The following is a 21,385-nucleotide window of genomic DNA, read 5'->3' as shown; positions in this document are numbered from 1 at the left end:
TCAGCTGGTGGTTGCGCCGGCCGTCATATTCACCACCGTCGCCGTCATGGCGCTGGCTGAGTCCGAGGCCAGAAATGTCATTACGTCAGCCACCTGTGCCAGCGTGGGCAGACGTTTGAGCATCGTGCTTTGCGCCGCACCACCTAGCCATTCGTCCACCGTGATTCCCATCGCCTGCGCTTTTGGCGCGAAAATTTCTCCGGTATAAGAACCTGCCTGAACCGCATTGACAATCGCGTGCGAACGTACGCAAATAGCGCGTATATTCTTCGGACCGAGCTCGCTGGCGAGGGCTTTGATAAAGGCTTCCGTTCCGGCGCAGCCGACGATATGGCCGAGATGATTCGGCATTACCATCGCACCCGCAGGAGCAACGACCGTTAGAAGAACGCCCGCCCGATCGCCCCCCATATGCGGCGCGACTGCTTTTGAAATCGTGAACAGCGCCGACAAAAATGGATCAAACCCTTGTCTGAACTCGGCCAACGACAACGCAAAAATGTTTTTGCCCTGATCGTGCATAAAGCCGGTGGCATTCACCACCACATCAAACCCGCCGCTGTGTTGCGCCAGCTGCGCCGTTTTATCAACGGTGATTTGCTCGTCGAGAACGTTCATCACGCAGGTGTCTATTATTCCACCCGCAGAGCGGACGCGGTTCGCTACCCGGTCCAGCTTATCCTGATGCCGGGCGACAAGATGCACATGCGCGCCTTCACGCGCCATCGCCTCCGCCACCGCGCCACCAATCGCACCGCTGCCCCCGAAAATAACCGCCACTTTGCCCTGAAGTAACATCGCGTTGCCTCACACATCCGCCAGACCTGCCAAAAGTATGGGTAATAACGGGCCTGATGCAAGGCGAGGCGAATCGACAAATCATGCGACATACTCAAAGTTTCGTCTGACGCATCACCTCATCGTTAACCCTGAATCAGGAGCACGCGTTATGAAAGCAGAGATGAAAGGTGGAATCGATATCGCGCTCAAAGTGCCGTCGCACCAGTATCAACAGACGCTGGATTTCTATCGCCACACGATTGGGCTGGAGGAAATTACGGATAAAGCCCCGGCCACCGGGTTTATGCTCGGCCCAAACCGATTGTGGATCGATGAAGCCCCGGCAATGAGTCAGGCCGAGATCTGGCTGGAATTGTTCACGCCCAATTTTAAACACGCCGAAAAACATCTCGCAGAGCAGGGCGTCACCCGCTGCGATAGCGTCGAGCCTTTACCCGAGGGATTCAACGGCGGCTGGATCATGAGCCCGTGCAATATTGTGCATATGGTGAGAGAACCAGAAGCCTGGTAAGCGGCTTCTGGTTTCGACAGCGTGGATCAGAGGGTGCCTGTCCCGCCGTCGGAGCACCACACTTGACCCGAGGCATAGGAGCAAGCATCAGAGGCCAGGGTGACGTAGAGCGGCGCTATCTCAACGGGCTGGCCTGGGCGTCCCAACGGCGCGTTTTTACCAAACTCGCGGACCTTCTCCTGCGGCTGACCACCGCTGGGCTGAAGGACGGTCCAGTACGGTCCAGGCGCTACCGCATTCACCCGGATATTTTTCGGCCCAAGCTGCTTCGCCAGCGCTTTGGTAAATACCGCCAGGCAGGCCTTGGTCTGGGCATAGTCCAGCAGGATGGCGCTCGGCTGATACGCCTGAACAGAGGACGTATTAATGATAGATGCCCCTGATTTCAGGTGCGGTAGTGCCGCCCGGGTTATCCAGAAGGGCGCATACACATTGGTTTTGAAGGTCGCATCAAATGCCTCGGTCGTGAGATCTTCGAGGGACTCACAATATTGCTGACGACCCGCGTTATTCACCAGAATATCCAGCCCGCCCAGTGCGTTGAGGGCATCATCAACCAGTGATTTACAGAAGGCTTCATCCCGAATATCTCCGGGAAGCGCGACGGCGTTTTTGCCTTCGGCCTTTATCAGGGCAATGACGTCATCAGCATCCGCAGCTTCCTCAGGTAAATAATTGATGGCGACATCGGCACCTTCCCGGGCGAACGCAATGGCGACGGCCCGGCCAATGCCCGAGTCTCCCCCGGTAATCAGCGCCTTCTTGCCTGTTAGCCTGCCCGTGCCGACATAACTGATTTCGCCATGATCGGGTTCCGGTGTCATTTCAGACGCGAGGCCCGGCGCTTCCTGAGGTTGTTCTTTAAATGGGGGAGTTGGGAACTGGCTTGATTGCTCTGACTGATGGCTCATAGCACCTCCTTAAAACGTAAACTTTTAGCTTAGCCGTTCACTACTCGCCTTGTGGGGAGAGGGGGGCGTTTCGGAGGAGTCTCAGTCGTGGCTAGCAAGGTTGAACAACGAGTGCTGCGAGGTATTAGCCTAAAGATGTTATCACTGCTTAATTTTATTTAAGCTAATCTAAAATCAATTAGTTACATTCAATTGTTCATTTACCAACCACTCGCGACCGATTAGACTGCTCATAAATTCATCCGTATAAATAATAAGGGATTATTAATCTATGGCAATTCCATCTTATCTGTGGCTGAAGAACGACGGCGGTGCGCTCATCAAGGGTTCTGTTGATGTGTATGACCGTGAACACTCCATCGAAATCACTTCGTGCAGCCACAATTTGTACATTCCTACAGACAACAACAACGGAAAGTGGTGACCGACGATGACGTTATTGCGTGGTATAACGAGCGCTTTAATAAGCCGGGTATGTTCACTAAAACACGTTGGCCTGTCACGATGGATACGAGCCTGAGCACCGGAAATTATGTCTGGGCAAGTGAGACAGGGGCAGAGATCATGAAGGAGTATTTCGAACGGTTCGATGTTGAGTCTGCAGGTTTTGATTTTTACCGCTACTGGCCAGTTGAAACCTTCTTTTTGTACGCGCTGCTCACCAGCGGAAAGGACGACGAAGAACCAGAGCCGTTAACGCTCTACATGCTTGCCGAATCGGCAAGGGCGGGTGTTTGGCTTTTTGGTTGAGTTGTGGCGGTAGATTTTCAGTTCTTATTAACAAATTGCTCTATCTTGCTGATTTGAAAGCGTCCACGAATTTCAGGCAACAAAAAACCCATCAACCTTGAACCGAAGAGCGGCGGGGTTGATGGGCTCCACAAAATGGGGACATCAAAGAAAAGCAGTGGCACTAATTATGACTACCGCCCTTTCAAAAAGTTCGGTAGTTCACACTTTTTTTTTCTGCTTATTGCATTCTTCAGATTTATCCCAAGCCTGGCCATATGACGATAATCAGCGTACCTGCCAGGGTTAACAATACGTTAGCGATGGCGTAGGTGCCCGCGTAACCCAGCGCAGGAATATTACTGCGTGCGGTGTCGCTGATAATTTCCATCGCCGGGGCGCAGGTGCGCGCACCCATCATTGCGCCAAACAGCATCGCCCGGTTCATTCGAAGCACGTATGCGCCAAACAGGAAGCAGATAACGACTGGCACCATGCTGACTGCCAGGCCCGCGACTAACATCTGGCCGCCGACGACACCAAGACCGTGTCCGATGCCGCTCCCGGCGCTTAAACCAACGCCCGCCATGAACACCATCAGGCCGAATTCTTTCACCATGTTCAAAGCGCCCTGCGGGATGTAACCGAAGGTCGGGTGGTTGGCACGCAGGAAGCCGAGCATGATCCCGGCGAACAGCAATCCGGCCGCGTTGCCGATGGCAAAGCTGAAGGAGCTGAACTGGAAGGTGATCATGCCGATCATCAGACCGACAATAAAGAAGGAGCAGAATGCCAGCAGATCGGTGACCTGGCTGTGAATCGAGATAAAGCCGATGCGGTCGGCGATGGTTTTCACGCGGCGCGCATCGCCGCTAACCTGCAATACGTCGCCCTTGTTGAGCACGATGCTGTCGTCGATGGGCATTTCAATCTGGCTGCGGATCACGCGGTTCAGGAAGCAGCCGTGATCGGTCAGCTTAATTTGCGCCAGACGACGGCCCACCACGTTATGGTTCTTCACCACCACTTCTTCAGTGACGATGCGCATGTCGAGTAGATCGCGGTCGAAGACTTCTTTCCCATTACGGAAGCTCGGGTCGAGGCGCGCATGCGCATCCGGATAGCCCACGAGAGCAATTTCATCGCCCATTTGCAGCACCGCGTCGCCGTCCGGGTTCGCCAGAATGCCGTTGCGGCGAATACGTTCGATATAGCAGCCGGTCTGACGATAGATACCCAGTTCGCGCAGGTTTTTGCCATCGGTCCAGGCGACCAGTTCCGGGCCGACGCGGTAGGCACGAATGACTGGCAGATACACTTTACGATTGGAATCGGTGTCCAGGCCGCGCTCGCGGGCGATTTGCTGGGCGCTGGTTTGCAGGTCCTGATGCTGGAATTTTGGTAGATAGCGCGCGCCGAGGATCAGGCTCACCAGACCAATCAGATAGGTCAGGGCGTAGCCGAGGCTCAAGTGATCGAGTGCCAGCGCCAGCTCGTCGCCTTTCATCCCCGAGTGGCGCAGGGTATCACCGGCGCCGACGAGTACTGGCGTCGAGGTCATCGCCCCTGCCAGCATCCCGGCGGTGAGGCCAATATCCCAGCCAAACAGCTTGCCGAGGCCGAGCGCTATCACCAGGGCGGAGCCCACCATGACAAGCGCCAGCATCAGATAATTTTTGCCATCACGAAAAAATATGGAAAAAAAGTTGGGTCCAGCTTCTACACCGACGCAGAAAATAAACAGCATAAAGCCCAGATTGAGGGCATCAGTGTTAATACTAAAATGCTGTTGGCCTAATAACAGAGAGACCACTAAAACGCCAATGGAATTACCCAGTTGGATGGATCCAAAGCGCAATTTGCCCAGACACAAGCCTAGCGCCAGTACCACAAATAATAACAGGATGTAATTCCCATTTAACAAGTCTGCGACGTTTATATTCACGGAAGCTAACTTCTTGTTTACGAGTAAGTTGTTGAAAGGAATGGCTATTTGGGCTAAGGTTTTTCCCAGGTCGTCAGGAAAAATCTATTATACGGCGGCCTGTTTTTCACCATCAAATTAAGGCCGCTAGTTTAATCGTTCCTGATAGCCGCGGCTAGTAACAATCGTTTGTCCTTACGTAGGTGCTTCACGGCATGGATTGCCGGAAACTTTATCCAACTGGGCGTAATTGAAGTTTGATAGAGACTTGTCAGGAGGAATTTTGAGATCTGAACGAGGTTGGGCGGGCGTTATTTGCTGTTTTGTCCTGTTTATTGTGGTGTGTCTTTTTCTGTTACTTAATGTGAAAGGTGCCGTTCGGGCGTCCGGTCATCCGGAGTTGGGCCTGCTGTTCTTTATCATTCCCGGCGCGGTGGCAAGTTTTATGTCATCAAAGCAGCGGGTATTGGTCCCGTTAGTCGGTGCGATACTGGCGACGCCGGTGTGTCTGGTGCTGATGCGTTATTGGGTATTTGCGGACAGGTCTTTCTGGCAGGAACTGGCGTGGATTTTCAGTGCGGTGTTTTGGTGTGCGCTGGGTGCGCTGTGCTTCTTGTTTATCAGCGGGATGATAAAGGCAAGACGTGGGCGCCAGTGACGCCCACATTGACACTTATGCGTAGAGACCCAGGTTTTCTTTAGCCCAGGCTTCAAATTCGGTAAAACCACCGATGTGAGTCTGATCAACGAAAATCTGCGGTACAGTTTCTACCGGCTTGCCGACGGTCTGCTCGAGATCGGCTTTGCTGATCCCTTCGGCATGAATGTCGATATAACGGAAGTTGAAATCGTCACGCTCGGCGGTCAGTTTTTCTGCCAGTTCTTTAGCACGAACACAGTAAGGGCAACCCGGGCGACCAAAAATAACGGTAAACATCGTTTTCTCTCCTGAAACTGAGCCTTTCGGCGAATGACGCTATGATGCCCGTCCTGGCGTCTCGTTGAAAGAAGGTTCTACCTTTTGTTCCGATGGCTTAACCCGATGCAGAGGGCTTGTTTCGCCAAACACAGTTGCTATCCTCCCCGTTATACTCGATGACCGGAGACTGACTATGCGCTCACTTGGCGCTCTCCCAAAAAGCGTGCTTATCCTCGAAGCCATTGGCATGGTGATGTTGGTGCTGGCCTGGCTTTCTCTGAAAGACTATGTCGCCTTGCCCGCACCGTTCGCCAGCCCAATGGCGGGGCTAATCATGATATTTGTGGGCATACTGTTGATGATCCCTGCCGCGGTTGCACTGTTTCGCGGCATGGCGCAGACCATTGCCCCACAGTTGATGCAACGTAACGATAAACCGACTTCGCCTGACCAGGAAAAACGTGATGACGCCGACCATTGATCTTCTCTTAAGCCACCGTTCCATTCGCCATTTTACCGACGAGCCAATTACCCAGGCGCAACGTGAAGCCATCATTGCCAGCGCGCAGGCGGCGGCCAGTTCAAGCTTTTTGCAATGCAGTTCCATTGTGCGCGTGACTGACCCACAGATGCGCGAGCAGCTGGTAGCCCTGACTGGCGGACAACAGCACGTGGCGAAGGCTGCCGAATTCTGGATCTTCTGCGCCGACTTTAACCGCCATCTGCAAATTTGCCCCGATGCGCAATTAGGCCGCGCAGAACAGCTGCTGCTGGGCACGGTGGATACCGCGCTGATGGGACAAAACGCGATGGTCGCTGCGGAATCGCTGGGGCTGGGCGGGGTGTATATCGGCGGTATTCGTAACAGCATTGACGCGGTGACTGAACTGCTGAAGCTGCCGCAGCACGTGCTGCCGTTGTTTGGTATGTGCCTCGGCTGGCCTGCGGACGAACCGGGTATTAAACCGCGTTTGCCAGCCAGTATCGTGGTGCACGAAAACCACTACCAGCCCGTCGATGCCGCCGAACTGGCGCGCTACGACGAAGAAGTGGCCAATTACTATCTGTCCCGCGACAGCAATACCCGGGCCGATACCTGGAGTGACCACATTCGTCGCACTATCGTGAAAGAAACCCGTCCGTTTATTCTCGACTATCTTCATAAGCAGGGCTGGGCCGTTCGGTAATCTGGCCGGGCTATCCGATAAAATCGCTGGTGTGTATCATGTGACGGGCCGTTCAGGCCATCACAGTGAGGTGCAGGGTGAAAATAGCCATTTTGTCCCGGGACGGAACGCTCTGGTCCTGTAAACGTCTGCGCGAGGCCGCGTCAAAGCGCGGCCATCAGGTCGACATCTTCGACCCGCTTTCCTGCTATATGAACATCAGTCCGGCGGCTTCCTCCATTCACTATAAGGGCCGCCAGCTTCCACATTTTGATGCGGTGATCCCCCGCATTGGCTCGGCAATCACCTTTTATGGCACCGCCGCGCTGCGTCAGTTTGAAATCCTGGGCAGTTATCCGCTGAATGAATCGGTGGCGATTACTCGCGCTCGCGACAAACTGCGCTCGTTGCAACTGCTGGCGCGCCAGGGAATCGATCTCCCAATTACCGGCATTGCTCACTCGCCGGATGACACCAGCGACATGATTGATATGGTCGGCGGGGCACCGCTGGTGGTCAAACTGGTGGAAGGCACGCAGGGCATTGGCGTGGTGCTGGCCGAAACGCGGCAGGCGGCGGAAAGCGTGATTGATGCATTTCGCGGCCTGAATGCACACATTCTGGTGCAGGAATACATTCAGGAAGCCAGAGGTTGCGACATCCGTTGCTTCGTGGTGGGTGATGAAGTGGTGGCGGCCATTGAGCGTCGCGCCAAACCGGGCGACTTCCGCTCGAACCTGCATCGCGGCGGCGTGGCCACCGTGGCTGACATTACGCCGCTGGAGCGCGAAATAGCCATTAAGTCGGCGCAAACGCTGGGGCTGGATGTAGCCGGAGTCGATATTTTACGCGCCAATCGCGGACCGCTGGTGATGGAAGTCAATGCGTCACCGGGGTTGGAAGGGATCGAAAAAACCACCGGGGTCGATATCGCGGGCAAAATGATCCAGTGGATCGAGCGCTACGCCCAGCCAGGCTTTTGTCTTAAAACGGGCGGATAGCGCAGGATTTCGTCGGTGTCGTAGCTTCTGGATGCATTTTTGCGTACCCTAATACGCGTTTCATTGAGATTACGCATTCATTTCACAGCAAGAGGTTTCAGGGTTTATGGATTCACTCGTCGTTCCGGGTCTGGATACGCTACGTCAATGGCTCGACGAAATGGGCATCAGCTTCTATGAGTGCGATACCTGTCAGGCACTGCACTTGCCGCACATGCAGAATTTTGAGGGCATTTTCGATGCCAAGCTCGATCTGCTCGACAACGTCGTGCTGTTTTCGGCACTGGCGGAAGTGAAGCCTTCAGCACTGCTACCGCTGGCCTCCGATCTCTCTTCTATCAACGCCAGTTCGCTGACGGTGAAAGCGTTCCTCGACATTCAGGATGATAACCTGCCGAAGCTGGTGGTTTGCCAGACGCTGTCGGTCAACGTGGGCGTCACGCGCGAACAGTTCGAATGGTTCTTCCGTCAGAGCGAAGAACAGGTGTCGATGGTGATCCTCGAGGCCGCATCGCACGAGCTGCTGTTTAAAGGCGACGAAGAAGAAGAGCAAGTAATCGAAGAGTCAAAATTCCATTTTCTTCACTAAAATCCCTCGTTATGAACGCAGTCGCCACCCGCGCGACTGCGTAAAACCCGCCAATATTCTGCTGTTAACCTCTTCTTAAAGCATTATTCACCACTCTATTGCCCCTGTTGGCTTACGCCATAAAGTGATCTTGCATAAAAAATTGATAAAAGGCGTTTTTTAACCCGAGCTATAGCCTCGAACCCTGGCTAAAGTTATTCTTGCGAAGCCTTAACAGGGCGCGTGAAACACTGCGTTTACCGTGATGCGGCGCGTAATATCCTGAAGCAATCGCGAGTAATGCCGGCCGGGAGAGAAGCTCTCTCCTTTTCTTTGCAGACTGACAAAATATGCATGATTTTTGCATGCATCGCTGTGCGTATAGTTTAGTCCGGGATAGCGGACGTTGATAAGGAAAAGAGATATGACCGCCTTAAATAAGAAATGGTTAACGGGTCTGATTACGGGTGCGCTGATGGCAGTCTCTGCAGGCACGCTCGCCGCTGAACAAAAAACGCTGCATATTTATAACTGGTCTGATTATATCGCCCCGGACACGCTGGCGAATTTCACCAAAGAAACCGGCATTAAAGTGGTTTACGACGTATTTGATTCCAACGAAGTGTTGGAAGGTAAATTAATGGCGGGCAGCACCGGTTATGACCTCGTGGTGCCATCGTCTCAGTTCCTCGAGCGTCAATCGCAGGCGGGCATTTTCCAGCCGATTGATAAGAGCAAACTGCCGAATTACAAAAATCTCGATCCGGAAATGCTCAAGCTGGTGGCGCAAAACGACCACGATAATAAATACGGGATTCCGTACATGATGGTCACCACCGGCATTGGCTATAACGTCGATAAAGTGAAAGCGGCGCTCGGCAAAGATGCGCCGGTGAACAGCTGGGATCTTATCCTCAAGCCTGAAAACCTCGAAAAACTGAAAAGCTGTGGCGTCTCATTCCTTGATGCGCCAAGCGAAATCTATGCCGCGGTACTGCATTATCTCGGCAAAGATCCGAACAGTTCAGACCCGAAAGATTACACCGGCGCGGCGAACGATCTGCTGTTGAAGCTGCGTCCGTCTATCCGTTATTTCCACTCTTCTCAGTACATTAACGACCTGGCGAACGGCGACATTTGCGTCTCGATTGGCTGGTCCGGCGATATCCTGCAAGCGGCAAACCGCGCGAAAGAAGCCAAAAACGGCGTGAACATTGCCTACACCATTCCGAAGGAAGGGGCGATGGTTTACTTCGATATGTTCGCTATTCCTAAAGATGCGAAAAATACCGATGAAGCGTACCAGTTCCTGAATTATCTGCTGCGCCCGGACGTGGTGGCGAATATCAGTAATCACGTTTATTACGCTAACGCCAATAAACCCGCAACGCCGTTGCTGAGCGCTGAAGTGCGTGATAACCCGGGTATTTATCCGCCAGCGGATGTGCGGGCGAAGTTGTTCACCCAGAGCGTACTGTCACCAAAAATTGACCGCGTGGTCACCCGTTCCTGGACCAAGGTAAAAACCGGGAAGTAAACCCGTCTTGCCCGATGGCGCTCTGCCTGCCCGGCCTACCCTTGTATGTAGGCCGGGCAAACAACGTGCCGCCCGGCAAGAATAAAACGCACCAGGTCAGTGCAGCTGCACTGTGATGTTCTTTGTATGGCACCGGACCATGCAAATGTTTGTTTTTTGCCGGGGAGCAACATCGTGACTGACGCAATCCCACGCCCACATGCGAAAACACCTAAAGCGCTGACCCCGCTGCTGGAAATCCGCAATCTGACCAAATCCTTTGACGGCCAGCACGCCGTCGACGACGTGAGTCTTACCATTTATAAAGGCGAAATTTTTGCTCTGCTCGGCCCATCCGGCTGCGGAAAATCGACGCTGCTGCGTATGCTGGCGGGTTTTGAAACCCTCACCGCCGGGCAGATTGTGTTGGATGGCGTCGATATGTCACAGGTGCCGCCGTATCAGCGCCCAATCAACATGATGTTCCAGTCCTACGCGCTGTTTCCGCACATGACGGTGGAGCAGAATATCGCTTTTGGTCTGAAACAGGACAAGCTGCCGAAAGCGGAAATTACCGCCCGGGTGCAGGAAATGCTCAGCCTCGTCCACATGCAGGAGTTTGCCAAACGCAAGCCGCACCAGCTTTCAGGCGGTCAGCGTCAGCGTGTGGCGCTGGCCCGTAGCCTCGCCAAACGGCCAAAACTATTACTGCTCGACGAACCGATGGGCGCGCTGGATAAAAAGCTGCGCGACCGGATGCAACTCGAAGTGGTGGATATTCTCGAACGCGTCGGCGTGACCTGCGTGATGGTAACGCACGACCAGGAAGAGGCGATGACCATGGCCGGGCGCATCGCAATCATGAACCGCGGTAAGTTCGTGCAGACCGGCGAACCGGAAGAAATTTACGAGCATCCGACCACCCGTTTTAGCGCCGAGTTTATCGGCTCGGTGAATGTGTTCGAAGGGCTGTTGAAAGAGCGCCAGGAAGAAGGGCTGGTCATTGAATCGCCGGGGCTGGTGCATCCGCTGAAAGTGGATGTCGACGCGTCGGTGCTGGATAACGTGCCGGTATACGTGGCGCTGCGTCCTGAAAAAATCATGCTCTGCGAGGAGCCCCCGGCCGACGGCTACAACTTTGCGGTCGGTGAAGTGGTGCACATCGCCTATCTCGGCGATCTGTCGATTTATCACGTGCGCCTGAAAAGCGGCCAGATGATCAGCGCCCAGCTACAGAACGAGCATCGCTATCGTAAAGGTCTGCCGACCTGGGGCGATGAAGTGCGTCTGTGCTGGGATGCGGACAGCTGTGTGGTTCTGACGGTATAGAGGAGGGCGCAATGAGTACATTAGAACCTCCGGTTCGTGCAAAACAGCCTGGCGGCTTTGCCGTGTGGCTGGCGAAAATGCAGATGAAACACGGGCGAAAGCTGGTGATTGCGCTGCCGTATCTGTGGCTGTTCCTGCTGTTTTTACTGCCGTTTCTGATTGTCTTTAAAATCAGTCTGGCGGAAATGGCGCGTGCCATTCCCCCGTATACCGAGCTATGGGAATGGGCCGACGACCAGATAACCCTGACGCTTAATATCGGCAACTTCCTGCAACTGACGGACGATCCGCTGTACATCGAGGCGTATTTGCAGTCGTTGCAGGTGGCGGCGATTTCGACCGTTTTCTGCCTGCTGCTCGGCTACCCGCTGGCGTGGGCGGTGGCGCACAGTAAGGCGTCAACGCGTAACATTCTGCTGCTGTTGGTGATTCTGCCGTCGTGGACCTCGTTCCTTATTCGCGTGTATGCGTGGATGGGGATCCTGAAAAGCAACGGCGTGCTGAATAACTTCCTGATGTGGACCGGGATTATCCATCAGCCGCTGGAAATTCTGCACACCAACCTGGCGGTATACATCGGCATTGTGTACGCCTATCTGCCGTTTATGGTGCTGCCCATTTACACCGCGCTGACCCGCATTGATTATTCGTTGGTGGAAGCCTCGCTGGACCTGGGCGCGAAGCCGCTGAAAACGTTCTTCAGCGTGATCGTGCCGTTGACTAAAGGCGGGATTATCGCCGGGTCTATGCTGGTCTTTATTCCGGCGGTAGGGGAGTTTGTCATCCCTGAACTGCTTGGCGGCCCGGACACCATCATGATTGGTCGCGTGCTGTGGCAAGAGTTCTTTAATAACCGCGACTGGCCGGTCGCCTCGGCGGTGGCGGTGGTAATGTTGCTGCTGCTGATTGTGCCGATTATGTGGTTCCACAAACATCAGCAAAAACAGATGGGGGAACACGGATGAACAACTTACCGGTCGTTCGCTCGCCGTGGCGTATTTTGATTCTGATCCTGGGGTTCTCGTTCCTCTATGCGCCCATGCTGATGTTGGTTATCTACTCCTTTAACAGCTCCCGGCTGGTAACGGTGTGGGCGGGCTGGTCAACGCGCTGGTACGGCGAACTGTTCCGCGATGAGGCGATGATGAGCGCCGTGGGCCTGAGCCTGACCATTGCCGCCTGTGCGGCGACGATGGCGGTCATTCTCGGCACTATCGCCGCGGTAGTGATGGTGCGTTTCGGGCGCTTCCGCGGCTCGAACGGCTTTGCGTTTATGATAACCGCGCCGCTGGTTATGCCAGATGTGATAACCGGCCTGTCGCTGCTGTTGCTGTTCGTGGCACTCGGGCATGCCACCGGCTGGCCGTCCGATCGTGGGATGTTCACCATCTGGCTGGCGCACGTCACCTTCTGTACGGCGTACGTGGCGGTGGTGATTTCGTCGCGTCTGCGTGAACTTGACCGCTCGATTGAAGAGGCGGCGATGGATCTCGGCGCGACACCGCTGAAGGTCTTTTTCGTGATCACGCTGCCGATGATCATGCCGGCGGTAGTTTCTGGCTGGCTGCTGGCGTTCACGCTGTCGCTGGATGACCTGGTGATCGCCAGCTTTGTTTCCGGGCCGGGCGCAACCACCTTGCCGATGCTGGTGTTCTCCAACGTGCGTATGGGGGTTAACCCGGAAATCAACGCCCTGGCAACGCTTATCCTCGGCGTGGTCGGGATTGTTGGTTTAATCGCCTGGTTCATCATGGCAAGGTCTGAAAAGCAGCGTGTACGCGATATCCAGCGTGCAAGACGCGGCTGAACCGCTTAAAATCTATAGCGTTGTGTCATCGTCTCCTCGGGCTTCCCGGGGAGACGTTTTCATGGAAGGCCACAATTGCGATTCTTTTCTAAAACCCGACATTCACATGCTCGTCTGAACGTCCCTGCGCTGGTGCAGGTGGCAGCGCTCGCGATTATCTTGATTCGTGCGCTGGATTTGCTGATGCTCCTTAATCTGCTGGGCCCCCTGGGCATGGTGGAATTCGTGCGCCGTAGCGTTCAAACCTGGACGCTAACGCTGGTGTTTATGGCGAGTCTGGTGCTGGTTTTTGTGGAAATCTGGTGTGCATTTTCGCTGGTCAAAGGGCGAAATTGGGCGCGCTGGATCTACTTCCTGACGCAGGTTATTGCCGCCGGTTATCTGTGGTCCGCGTCGCTGGGCTATGGTTATCCGGAACTGTTCAGTATCGCGGGCGAATCCAAACGTGAAATTTTACGTTCGCTGGTGATGCAAAAGCTGCCTGATATTCTGGTGCTGATGCTGCTTTTTGTGCCCGCCGCCAGCCGTCGGTTTTTCCGTCTGCAATAACGGTGATACAATCCCGGCCCCTGGAATTTCAAAGGTCTTTGTATGCAGTGCGCACTCCATGATGCCGGACGCTGTCGTTCCTGTCAGTGGCTCGAACAGCCGGTATCCCAACAGCTTGCCGCCAAAATGGCGGATCTTCAGCAACTGCTGTCGTCTTCGACGGTAGAAGAGTGGTGCGCGCCGGTTAGCGGCCCGGAAACGGGTTTTCGTAACAAAGCCAAAATGGTGGTCAGCGGTAGCGTCGAAAAACCACTGCTCGGGATGCTGCATCGCGATGGTACTCCGGAAGATTTATGCGACTGCCCGCTATATCCCGCCTCGTTTGCCCCGGTATTTACCGCCCTGAAACCGTTTATCGCCCGTGCGGGCCTGACGCCGTATAACGTCGCGCGTAAACGGGGCGAGCTAAAATATCTGCTGCTGACCGAAAGCCAGCTCGACGGCGGAATGATGCTGCGCTTTGTTCTGCGCTCTGACGCCAAACTGGAACAGCTGCGCGCGGCGCTGCCGTCATTACAGGCTCAGTTGCCGCAGCTCAAAGTGATTTCAGTGAATATCCAGCCGGTGCACATGGCAATCATGGAAGGCGAGCAGGAGATTTTCCTCACTGACCAGCAGGCGCTGGCCGAGCGTTTCAACGACGTGCCGCTGTGGATCCGCCCGCAAAGTTTCTTCCAGACTAACCCGACGGTGGCGAGGGAACTGTATGCCACCGCGCGCAATTGGGTGCGAGCCTTACCGGTTCAGCATATGTGGGATCTCTTTTGCGGCGTGGGCGGTTTTGGGTTGCACTGCGCCACACCAGAAATGCAGCTGACCGGGATAGAAATCTCAGCGGAAGCCATTGCTTGTGCGAATGAGTCGGCAGCGGAACTGGGACTACAGAATCTGCATTTTCAGGCGCTCGATTCCACGCAGTTTGCGACCGATCAGGGCAGCGTGCCGGAGCTGGTGCTGGTGAATCCGCCGCGCCGTGGGATTGGCAACGCGTTATGCGACTATCTCAGCGACATGGCGCCGCCGTTTATTATCTATTCCAGTTGTAACGCGCAGTCGATGGCGAAAGATTTCAGTCATCTGCCGGATTACCGGGTGGCGCGCGTGCAGCTGTTTGATATGTTCCCTCACACTGCGCATTACGAAGTGCTGACGCTGTTGATTCGACGTTAAAACGAGGCCGGGCGGCGAGAGCGCCACACCCGGCCAGTCATCTTATTTAGACATACTGTCTTTTTTCATCTCATCTTTCTTCATTTCATCTTTCTTCATTTCATCTTTCTTCATCTCATCCTTTTTCATGCCGTCTTTCGACATGTTATCCATTTTGCCCATGCTGTCTTTTTTCATGGCGTCCTTCTTCATTCCGTCCTTGCACATACCGTCTTTGCACATTTTGTCGTGGGATTTTGACATCCCGTCTTTGGCCATGCCGTCGTGGGACATCGACATAGTGTCTTTCGCCATACTGTCTTTGCTCATGCTGTCGGCGGCCTGAACGTTAAACATCACCAGGGCAGAGAAGGCAGCAGCTGCAAACATTAATTTTTTCATGGGAATTCCTCATTATTTCGTTGTGAAGTGCGTCTTGGTTTAACTGCCACCAAACCAGTTGTAACCCTGATCTTCCCAGTAACCGCCCGGGAAACGATTGGTGACTTCGATGGATAACACGTGTTTTGGGTTTTTGTAGCCGAGCTTGGTTGGGATACGGATTTTCATCGGATAGCCGTATTCCGGTGGGAGAATTTTGTTATCCCAGGTCAGGGCCAACAGCGTTTGCGGATGCAACGCGGTGGCCATATCAATGCTGGTGTAGTAATCATCTGCGCAGCGGAAGCTGACATATTTCGCGCGCATATCAGCGCCAATCAGCTGTAAGAAATGGGCAAACGGCACGCCGCCCCATTTACCGATGGCGCTCCAGCCTTCGACGCAAATATGGCGGGTGATTTGGCTGACCTGCTGCATGTGATAGAGCTCCGGCAGCGTCCAGCGTTTGGTGTCGCGCACCAGGCCTCTAATTTCCAGTTGGAAATCACGGCCATCAATCTGTGGAATGTCATCCCAGCCATAAAAGGCGTTAAACGGGAACGGGCGGGTGATCTCGGAGGCTGTATATTCAGGGGCCAGATTGCGGTGGCTGAACAGAAAACCCTGCACCCGGTCGTTAAAGCGGGACATGCGGGACAGCGCAGTCTCGACGCTTTCGTTATCGCTGATGTCGCAACCGGTCAGCATCATGATGCCGCCGAGAGTCAGCCCCTGGCGCAGCACGCGTCGGCGGTCAGGGCTGAGCAACTTTTCTGCGTCCTTCACCAGGTCGCGGGCGTCACTGTCGGAAAGAAAACCGGGCTTTTTCATCTGTTCTCCTTAACGGCCCCGCAGCATGGCGAGCAACGTACGCGGCACCAGCAGCACCATCAGCAAATGGATAACCACGAACAACGCCATGGCGCTCATACAGAAAAAGTGGATATAACGCGCGGCCTCGTAGCCGCCAAGCAGCTCCCGCAGCAGGGAAAACTGAACCGATTTCCACAGCACCAGGCCGGACAACACCAGCCCGGTGCCCAGCAGAATCACTCCGCCGTAGGCCAGCTTTTGCACCATGTTGTAATGGCTGAGGTCGGCGTGCTGAAGCTTGCCGCGCAGCGCCTGTTGCAGGTCATGGAATAATTCACGCAGCGACAGCGGGAAGAATTTGCGTTTGAAATGGCCGCTGATAATGCCGAGCGACATATAGACGGTGGCGTTAATCACCAGCACCCACATCATGGCGAAATGCCACTGCAATGCGCCGCCGAGCCAGCCTCCGAGCGTAATTTCCGCCGGGAAGGAGAAACTGAACAGCGGAGAGGCGTTATAAATGCGCCAGCCGCTGAACATCATGCCCGCAATGGCGATGGCGTTAACCCAATGGCAGCAGCGCAGCCAGAGCGGGTGAATCGTTTTGGAACGCATCCGGGACATGGTCGGCTCTCCGTGAATGACATGTCACCAGCATGCGGGATTTCTTATCACCACATCCTCACGGAAGTTTAAATAAAATGTGATAACTTGCGGGGCCGGCCTGCGTTAAGCTTGGATAAAAGACTGTTGGTGAAACGCTATGAATAACCCAAAGAAAATACTGCTGGTGGAAGACGATCAGGATATCGCGACCTTGCTGCGGCTAAACCTGCAGGATGAGGGTTATCAGATTGTCCACGAAGCGGATGGCCATCAGGCGCTGGTTCAGTTGGAAAAACAGGTCTGGGATGCCGTTATCCTCGATTTAATGTTGCCCGGCGTCGATGGCCTGGAAATTTGCCGCCGCATTCGTCAAATGACGCGCTACCTGCCGGTGATCATCATCAGCGCCCGTACCAGTGAAACGCACCGCGTGTTGGGTCTCGAAATGGGGGCCGATGACTATCTGCCTAAACCGTTTTCAGTGCTCGAGCTGATTGCGCGTGTGAAAGCCCTGTTTCGCCGCCAGGAGGCGATGGGGCAGAACATTCGCATGGAAGGCGGGCAGATCGCCTGTCACGGGCTGAATATTGATCCGTTGAGCCGCGAAGTGCGCCTGCGCGGGGACATTATCGAGCTAACGCCGCGCGAGTTCGATCTGTTGTACTGGTTTGCCCGTCATCCCGGCGAAGTGTTTTCCCGCCTGTCGCTGCTCGACCGCGTCTGGGGTTATCAGCATGAAGGCTACGAGCACACCGTCAACACGCATATCAACCGACTGCGCATCAAAATCGAACGCGACCCCGCCGAGCCGGAAATTATCCTGACGGTGTGGGGGAAAGGCTATAAGTTCGCCAGCGAGAAAACGGAGCACGCGTCATGACCCGCCGCCTCAGCCTCAGCCAGCGGTTGACGCTGGTCTTTACCGCTATTTTACTGCTCTGCGCGGTAGCGGCGTGCAGCGTGCAGCTATACAGCACCAGCCAGTACGGCAGTGCGATGGTGCAACGTTTATCCGCCGGGCTGGCGCAGCAGATCGTGAACAGCGAGCCGCTGCTGGATAAAAAGGGCGACGTGAATCGTGAGACGCTGCAAACGTTGTTTACCCGGCTGATGACGCTCAACCCGAGCGTCGAGCTGTATCTGGTATCGCCGGAAGGGGATTTGCTGGCTGACGCCGCGCCTGCGGGCCATGTGAAGCGGCAGAAAATCGACATCGCGCCATTGCAGACTTTCCTCGGCGGTGCGGCGTGGCCTATTTTTGGTGACGATCCGCGCAGTCTCGAGAAAGAAAAAGTATTCAGCGTTGCGCCGGTAAGATTCAACGGCGAGCTGCACTGTTATCTGTACATCATTTTGCAGGGCGAAGATCTCAACGCACTTTCCGATAACGCCTGGCAGAAAGCCCTATGGAGCACGGTACTGTGGTCGTTGCTGCTGGTGGCGCTGTTTGGTTTGTTAGCGGGGGTGATGGTCTGGTACTGGGTGACGCGCCCGGTGAAACAGCTGACGGCGGACGTGCGGGGTCTGGATCAGGATAGCATCAGCGCTATCAAACAGCTGGCGCAGCAAACGCCGGAAACTGAACCGGCCAACGAAGTGGCGATCCTGCACAACACCTTTATCGAGCTGGCGCGTAAAATTGCCAGCCAGTGGGATCAGCTTTCCGACAGCGATCGCCAGCGCCGCGAATTTATCGCCAACATCTCGCATGATTTACGTACGCCGCTGACTTCACTGCTGGGTTATCTGGAAACGTTATCGATGAAAGCCGACACGCTGTCGCCAGAGGATAACCGCCAGTATCTGGCGATTGCGCTGCGTCAGGGGCACAAAGTGCGGCACCTGTCGCAGCAGCTGTTTGAGTTAGCGAAACTCGAGCACGGAGGCATCAAGCCGCAGCTGGAACGGTTTGCCATCGGCGAGTTGATTCAGGACGTGGCTCAAAAATTCGACCTGGCTATCGAAACGCGGCAGTTAAAACTGCAGGTGGAAATGCCGCGTTCGCTGCCGCTGGTGAATGCCGACGTGTCGATGATTGAGCGGGTGGTGACTAATTTGCTGGACAACGCGGTACGCCACACCCCGGTCGGCGGGACTATTCAGCTGCGCATCTGGCAGGAAAACGCCCAGTTGCAGGTGGAAGTCGCGGACAGCGGGCCGGGCATCGAACAGGCGTTACGTGAACAGCTGTTCCAACGTCCTTCGGCGCTCAACGCCCGAAGCGCGCGTGAAGATCGCGGCGGGCTGGGGCTGCTTATTGTGCGCCGGATGCTGGAATTACACGGCGGCGGCATTCGTTTGATGGATGTTACGCCTGGAGCGTGTTTCCGCTTTTACGTGCCGCTCTAAACGATGAGCATTAAAAAGCCGGGCGATTGCCCGGCTTTTTTAATTTCAATGCATCAATGGCTTACTGCGGGAACCACTGGGTGCTGATTTTCAGGTACGTCCCGTCGGCTTTAATGGCTTTTAGCGCGCCGTTCAGTTTTTCCAGCAGCGCCTTGTTATCCGGACGCACGGCAATTCCCAGGCCGGTGCCGAAGTACTGCGGATCGGTCACTTTTGGCGTGGCGACACCCAGCTGCGGGTTGGTTTTCAGCCATTCGTTGACCACTGCTGTGTCGCCAAACACGCCGTCGATACGGCCATTTTTCAGGTCGATGATCGCATTCTGGTAGCTGTCATAGGCCACGGTTTTCACTTCCGGGTGCTTATCCTGCAAGTATTTCTGATGCGTGGTGCCGTTTTCCATACCGATACGTTTGCCTTTCAGCTGCTCAAAAGAGGTGAACTCGCCCTTTTTCGCAATCACCAGCGCCGAGTTGGCGTAGTACGGGGCGGTGAATGCCACTTGTTTGCTGCGCTCTGGTGTGATGTCCATTCCGGAGATCACAGCGTCATATTTTTTGAATTTCAGCGACGGGATCAAGCTGTCAAACGCGTGGTTGGTGAAGGTACACTCTGCCTGCATTTGTTTGCATAAGGCTTTGGCCAGATCGATATCAAAACCGGCAATCTGGTTATTGGCATCGAGGGATTCAAACGGTGGATAGGTGGCGGATACGCCAAAGCTGATTTTCTCTGCCGCAGCCGCGCCTGTGGCGAAAGTGGCAAGCAGCGCTGCCAGAATAAGTTTCTTCATGGTAAAGCTCCCGTCGGTCAATCTTATGATGTTGTGCCGTCTCTGTGGCATAGGACTTACCTTGCCATTTTGTGAATTTGTATGCAATAAAAATGATTAACTATTTCGTTGTGAAATAAAAAAAAGCGGACGCTCTGGTGAGGGTCCGCTTTGTTGTCGATATTTTATGCAGTTTAATTGCGGCGTTCAAACGCCAGCGCTTTGCGCTCAACGAGACGCATAATCAACGTCAGTAAACCGTTGACCACCAGATACACCAGACCGGCGGCACCAAATACCATCACGTCGTAGGTGCGTCCGTATAGCAACTGCCCGTGGCCCATCACTTCCATCAGCGTGATGGTGTAGGCCAGAGACGTACTCTTGAACACCAGCACCACTTCGTTGGAGTAAGAAGAGAGGGCGCGCTTAAAGGCATACGGCAGCAAAATGGCCAGCGTGTCTTTCTTGCTCATCCCCAGTGCGCCACAGGATTGCCACTGGCCTTCCGGAATGGCACGGATCGCACCAAAGAACAGCTGAGTGGTATACGCGGCGCTGTTAAGCGACAAGGCGATCATGGCGCACAGCCATGGTTCGGAGAGCAAATGCCACAGCGCAGGATAGTTCTGCAGCTGCGGGAACTGGCCCGGACCGTAGTAAATCAGGAAGATTTGCACCAGCAACGGCGTGCCCGTAAACAGCGTGATGTAGGCGCGAACGATCCACACCAGCACCGGCGTTTTCAGCGTCAGAATGATGGTAAAAATCAACGACAGGATCAGCGCCAGCACAATCGAGGCCACGGTCAGCGTCAGGCTGGTATTCAGCCCTTTCAGCAGTTCGGGTAAATATTCAAGCATCAGCCTGGTCTCCGTTCAAAGCGAGTCGCGCGCAGGTCAATGCGTTTGAGGATGTACTGACTGAGCAGAGTGATGACGAGATAAATCGCCGCCGCCACGATGTACCAGGTAAACGGTTCCTGAGTCCGGGTGGCGATGCTTTTGGTTTGCAGCATCAAATCATTCACGCTGATAAGCGACACCAGCGCGGTATCTTTCAGCAGTACCAGCCACTGATTACCCAGCCCCGGCAGCGCATGACGCCACATTTGCGGCATCACCAGGCGGAAGAAGATGGCGGCTTTGGACAGCCCCAGCGCCTGGCCGGATTCCCACTGGCCGACCGGCACCGCTTTCAGCGCACCGCGCAGAGTCTGCGACGCGTAAGCGGAATAGAGCAGGGACAGCGCAATCACGCCGCACAGGAACGGGCTGACGTCGAAGTTTTCAATCTGCACCTGCACCGGGATCTGCACAAAACCGAGGTTTAGCGTAAAGCCGTCGGACAGCATCAGCAGCAGCTGTGAAGAGCCGAAATAGATGAACAGGACCACCAGAATTTCCGGTAATCCACGCAGAATGGTGACCAGACCGGTGCCAACCCACGCGACGGGACGCCATTTAGCTGACTCCCACACCGCAAAGATCATCGCCAGCACCAGGCCAATCGCCAGAGCACAAACGGCAAGGCCGAGGGTCATCCCGGCGGCACTTGCTAATGGAAACATTTCGTTCATCA

At 54.8% G+C, this 21,385-nt stretch carries 25 protein-coding genes and 1 pseudogene; 16 read left to right on the top strand and 10 right to left on the bottom strand.

Annotated elements, in window-relative coordinates:
- Window positions 1–798, bottom strand: a complete 798-nt coding sequence (locus A8O29_RS15365; RefSeq protein ID WP_125353835.1) for an SDR family NAD(P)-dependent oxidoreductase — start codon at window positions 796–798, stop codon at window positions 1–3.
- A 151-nt stretch (window positions 799–949) separates the two neighbouring features.
- On the opposite strand from A8O29_RS15365, the gene A8O29_RS15360 reads away from it, so the two are divergent.
- Window positions 950–1,312 carry a hypothetical protein gene (locus A8O29_RS15360; RefSeq protein ID WP_125353836.1) on the top strand — a complete coding sequence of 121 codons (363 nt, stop codon included), beginning with the start codon at window positions 950–952 and terminating at the stop codon, window positions 1,310–1,312.
- A 26-nt stretch (window positions 1,313–1,338) separates the two neighbouring features.
- On the opposite strand, the gene A8O29_RS15355 is transcribed toward A8O29_RS15360, so the two are convergent.
- Entirely contained in the window at window positions 1,339–2,223 is an 885-nt protein-coding gene (locus A8O29_RS15355; RefSeq protein ID WP_125353837.1) for an SDR family oxidoreductase, read from the bottom strand.
- A 271-nt stretch (window positions 2,224–2,494) separates the two neighbouring features.
- Between A8O29_RS15355 and A8O29_RS15350 the strand changes: the two are divergent.
- Both A8O29_RS15350 and A8O29_RS15345 read left to right on the top strand, forming a co-directional pair.
- Window positions 2,495–2,641, top strand: a pseudogene (locus tag A8O29_RS15350) (type VI secretion system tube protein Hcp); the annotation flags it as partial.
- A 2-nt stretch (window positions 2,642–2,643) separates the two neighbouring features.
- Window positions 2,644–2,973 (top strand): DUF1493 family protein, encoded by a 330-nt coding sequence (locus tag A8O29_RS15345; protein ID WP_338055768.1) that lies wholly within the window; start codon window positions 2,644–2,646, stop codon window positions 2,971–2,973.
- A 238-nt stretch (window positions 2,974–3,211) separates the two neighbouring features.
- On the opposite strand, the gene A8O29_RS15340 is transcribed toward A8O29_RS15345, so the two are convergent.
- The gene (locus A8O29_RS15340) at window positions 3,212–4,897 is read right to left on the bottom strand and encodes an aspartate:alanine antiporter (RefSeq protein WP_133460178.1); all 1,686 of its coding nucleotides are present in this window, start codon (window positions 4,895–4,897) and stop codon (window positions 3,212–3,214) included.
- Window positions 4,898–5,159: 262 nt separating this feature from the next.
- On the opposite strand from A8O29_RS15340, the gene A8O29_RS15335 reads away from it, so the two are divergent.
- Window positions 5,160–5,534, top strand: coding sequence for an inner membrane protein YbjM (locus A8O29_RS15335; protein WP_125353839.1), 375 nt, complete (start codon window positions 5,160–5,162; stop codon window positions 5,532–5,534).
- Window positions 5,535–5,549: 15 nt separating this feature from the next.
- Here A8O29_RS15335 and A8O29_RS15330 read toward each other — a convergent pair whose 3' ends face one another.
- Entirely contained in the window at window positions 5,550–5,813 is a 264-nt protein-coding gene (locus tag A8O29_RS15330) for a GrxA family glutaredoxin (RefSeq protein WP_110509961.1), read from the bottom strand.
- Window positions 5,814–5,988: 175 nt separating this feature from the next.
- On the opposite strand from A8O29_RS15330, the gene A8O29_RS15325 reads away from it, so the two are divergent.
- The 10 genes from A8O29_RS15325 (at window position 5,989) to rlmC (ending at window position 14,901) form a co-directional block, all read left to right on the top strand.
- Window positions 5,989–6,276: a DUF1418 family protein gene (locus A8O29_RS15325; RefSeq protein WP_125353840.1), complete on the top strand. Its 288-nt coding sequence runs from the start codon at window positions 5,989–5,991 to the stop codon at window positions 6,274–6,276.
- Window positions 6,260–6,982 carry an oxygen-insensitive NADPH nitroreductase gene (gene nfsA, locus A8O29_RS15320; protein WP_125353841.1) on the top strand — a complete coding sequence of 241 codons (723 nt, stop codon included), beginning with the start codon at window positions 6,260–6,262 and terminating at the stop codon, window positions 6,980–6,982. The genes A8O29_RS15325 and nfsA overlap by 17 nt, the downstream gene beginning before the upstream one ends.
- Before the next feature lie 77 nt (window positions 6,983–7,059).
- Window positions 7,060–7,962, top strand: coding sequence for a 30S ribosomal protein S6--L-glutamate ligase (rimK, locus tag A8O29_RS15315; RefSeq protein WP_125353842.1), 903 nt, complete (start codon window positions 7,060–7,062; stop codon window positions 7,960–7,962).
- A 106-nt stretch (window positions 7,963–8,068) separates the two neighbouring features.
- A complete protein-coding gene (locus tag A8O29_RS15310; protein WP_125353843.1) occupies window positions 8,069–8,551 on the top strand; it encodes a type III secretion system chaperone family protein in 483 nt (160 codons plus the stop codon).
- Between the two features lie 403 nt (window positions 8,552–8,954).
- The gene (potF, locus tag A8O29_RS15305) at window positions 8,955–10,067 is read left to right on the top strand and encodes a spermidine/putrescine ABC transporter substrate-binding protein PotF (RefSeq protein ID WP_110509956.1); all 1,113 of its coding nucleotides are present in this window, start codon (window positions 8,955–8,957) and stop codon (window positions 10,065–10,067) included.
- A gap of 174 nt (window positions 10,068–10,241) precedes the next feature.
- Complete coding sequence (potG, locus tag A8O29_RS15300) at window positions 10,242–11,375, top strand: putrescine ABC transporter ATP-binding subunit PotG (RefSeq protein ID WP_159464651.1); 1,134 nt, start codon at window positions 10,242–10,244, stop codon at window positions 11,373–11,375.
- A gap of 11 nt (window positions 11,376–11,386) precedes the next feature.
- Window positions 11,387–12,340, top strand: coding sequence for a putrescine ABC transporter permease PotH (gene potH / locus A8O29_RS15295; RefSeq protein WP_125353845.1), 954 nt, complete (start codon window positions 11,387–11,389; stop codon window positions 12,338–12,340).
- On the top strand, window positions 12,337–13,182 hold the full coding sequence (gene potI, locus A8O29_RS15290) for a putrescine ABC transporter permease PotI (protein ID WP_110509953.1): 846 nt from the start codon (window positions 12,337–12,339) through the stop codon (window positions 13,180–13,182). The genes potH and potI overlap by 4 nt, the downstream gene beginning before the upstream one ends.
- 75 nt (window positions 13,183–13,257) lie before the next feature.
- Complete coding sequence (locus A8O29_RS15285) at window positions 13,258–13,731, top strand: YbjO family protein (protein ID WP_125353846.1); 474 nt, start codon at window positions 13,258–13,260, stop codon at window positions 13,729–13,731.
- Between the two features lie 42 nt (window positions 13,732–13,773).
- A complete protein-coding gene (gene rlmC, locus A8O29_RS15280) occupies window positions 13,774–14,901 on the top strand; it encodes a 23S rRNA (uracil(747)-C(5))-methyltransferase RlmC (protein ID WP_125353847.1) in 1,128 nt (375 codons plus the stop codon).
- 42 nt (window positions 14,902–14,943) lie between these two features.
- Here rlmC and A8O29_RS15275 read toward each other — a convergent pair whose 3' ends face one another.
- From A8O29_RS15275 to A8O29_RS15265, 3 genes are read right to left on the bottom strand one after another with little or no spacing between them, the layout of a single operon-like run.
- A complete protein-coding gene (locus tag A8O29_RS15275; protein WP_125353848.1) occupies window positions 14,944–15,282 on the bottom strand; it encodes a pentapeptide MXKDX repeat protein in 339 nt (112 codons plus the stop codon).
- A 39-nt stretch (window positions 15,283–15,321) separates the two neighbouring features.
- Window positions 15,322–16,092, bottom strand: a complete 771-nt coding sequence (locus A8O29_RS15270) for a molybdopterin-dependent oxidoreductase (RefSeq protein WP_125353849.1) — start codon at window positions 16,090–16,092, stop codon at window positions 15,322–15,324.
- 9 nt (window positions 16,093–16,101) lie between these two features.
- Window positions 16,102–16,701 carry a cytochrome b/b6 domain-containing protein gene (locus tag A8O29_RS15265; RefSeq protein WP_125353850.1) on the bottom strand — a complete coding sequence of 200 codons (600 nt, stop codon included), beginning with the start codon at window positions 16,699–16,701 and terminating at the stop codon, window positions 16,102–16,104.
- Window positions 16,702–16,840: 139 nt separating this feature from the next.
- Here A8O29_RS15265 and A8O29_RS15260 point away from each other — a divergent pair, with 139 nt between their 5' ends.
- A complete protein-coding gene (locus tag A8O29_RS15260; protein WP_125353851.1) occupies window positions 16,841–17,563 on the top strand; it encodes a response regulator transcription factor in 723 nt (240 codons plus the stop codon).
- Entirely contained in the window at window positions 17,560–19,032 is a 1,473-nt protein-coding gene (locus tag A8O29_RS15255; protein WP_125353852.1) for a sensor histidine kinase, read from the top strand. The genes A8O29_RS15260 and A8O29_RS15255 overlap by 4 nt, the downstream gene beginning before the upstream one ends.
- 61 nt (window positions 19,033–19,093) lie before the next feature.
- Here A8O29_RS15255 and artJ read toward each other — a convergent pair whose 3' ends face one another.
- From artJ to artQ, 3 genes are all read right to left on the bottom strand, one after another.
- Window positions 19,094–19,825, bottom strand: a complete 732-nt coding sequence (gene artJ / locus A8O29_RS15250; protein WP_125353853.1) for an arginine ABC transporter substrate-binding protein ArtJ — start codon at window positions 19,823–19,825, stop codon at window positions 19,094–19,096.
- Window positions 19,826–19,998: 173 nt separating this feature from the next.
- Window positions 19,999–20,667 (bottom strand): arginine ABC transporter permease ArtM, encoded by a 669-nt coding sequence (gene artM / locus A8O29_RS15245; protein ID WP_110509944.1) that lies wholly within the window; start codon window positions 20,665–20,667, stop codon window positions 19,999–20,001.
- Window positions 20,667–21,383, bottom strand: a complete 717-nt coding sequence (gene artQ / locus A8O29_RS15240) for an arginine ABC transporter permease ArtQ (RefSeq protein WP_125353854.1) — start codon at window positions 21,381–21,383, stop codon at window positions 20,667–20,669. The genes artM and artQ overlap by 1 nt, the downstream gene beginning before the upstream one ends.
- Window positions 21,384–21,385: the final 2 nt, after the last annotated feature.

This window comes from Scandinavium goeteborgense (assembly GCF_003935895.2).
Lineage (GTDB): Bacteria > Pseudomonadota > Gammaproteobacteria > Enterobacterales > Enterobacteriaceae > Scandinavium > Scandinavium goeteborgense.
This window is presented reverse-complemented; position numbering and strand designations above follow the sequence as displayed.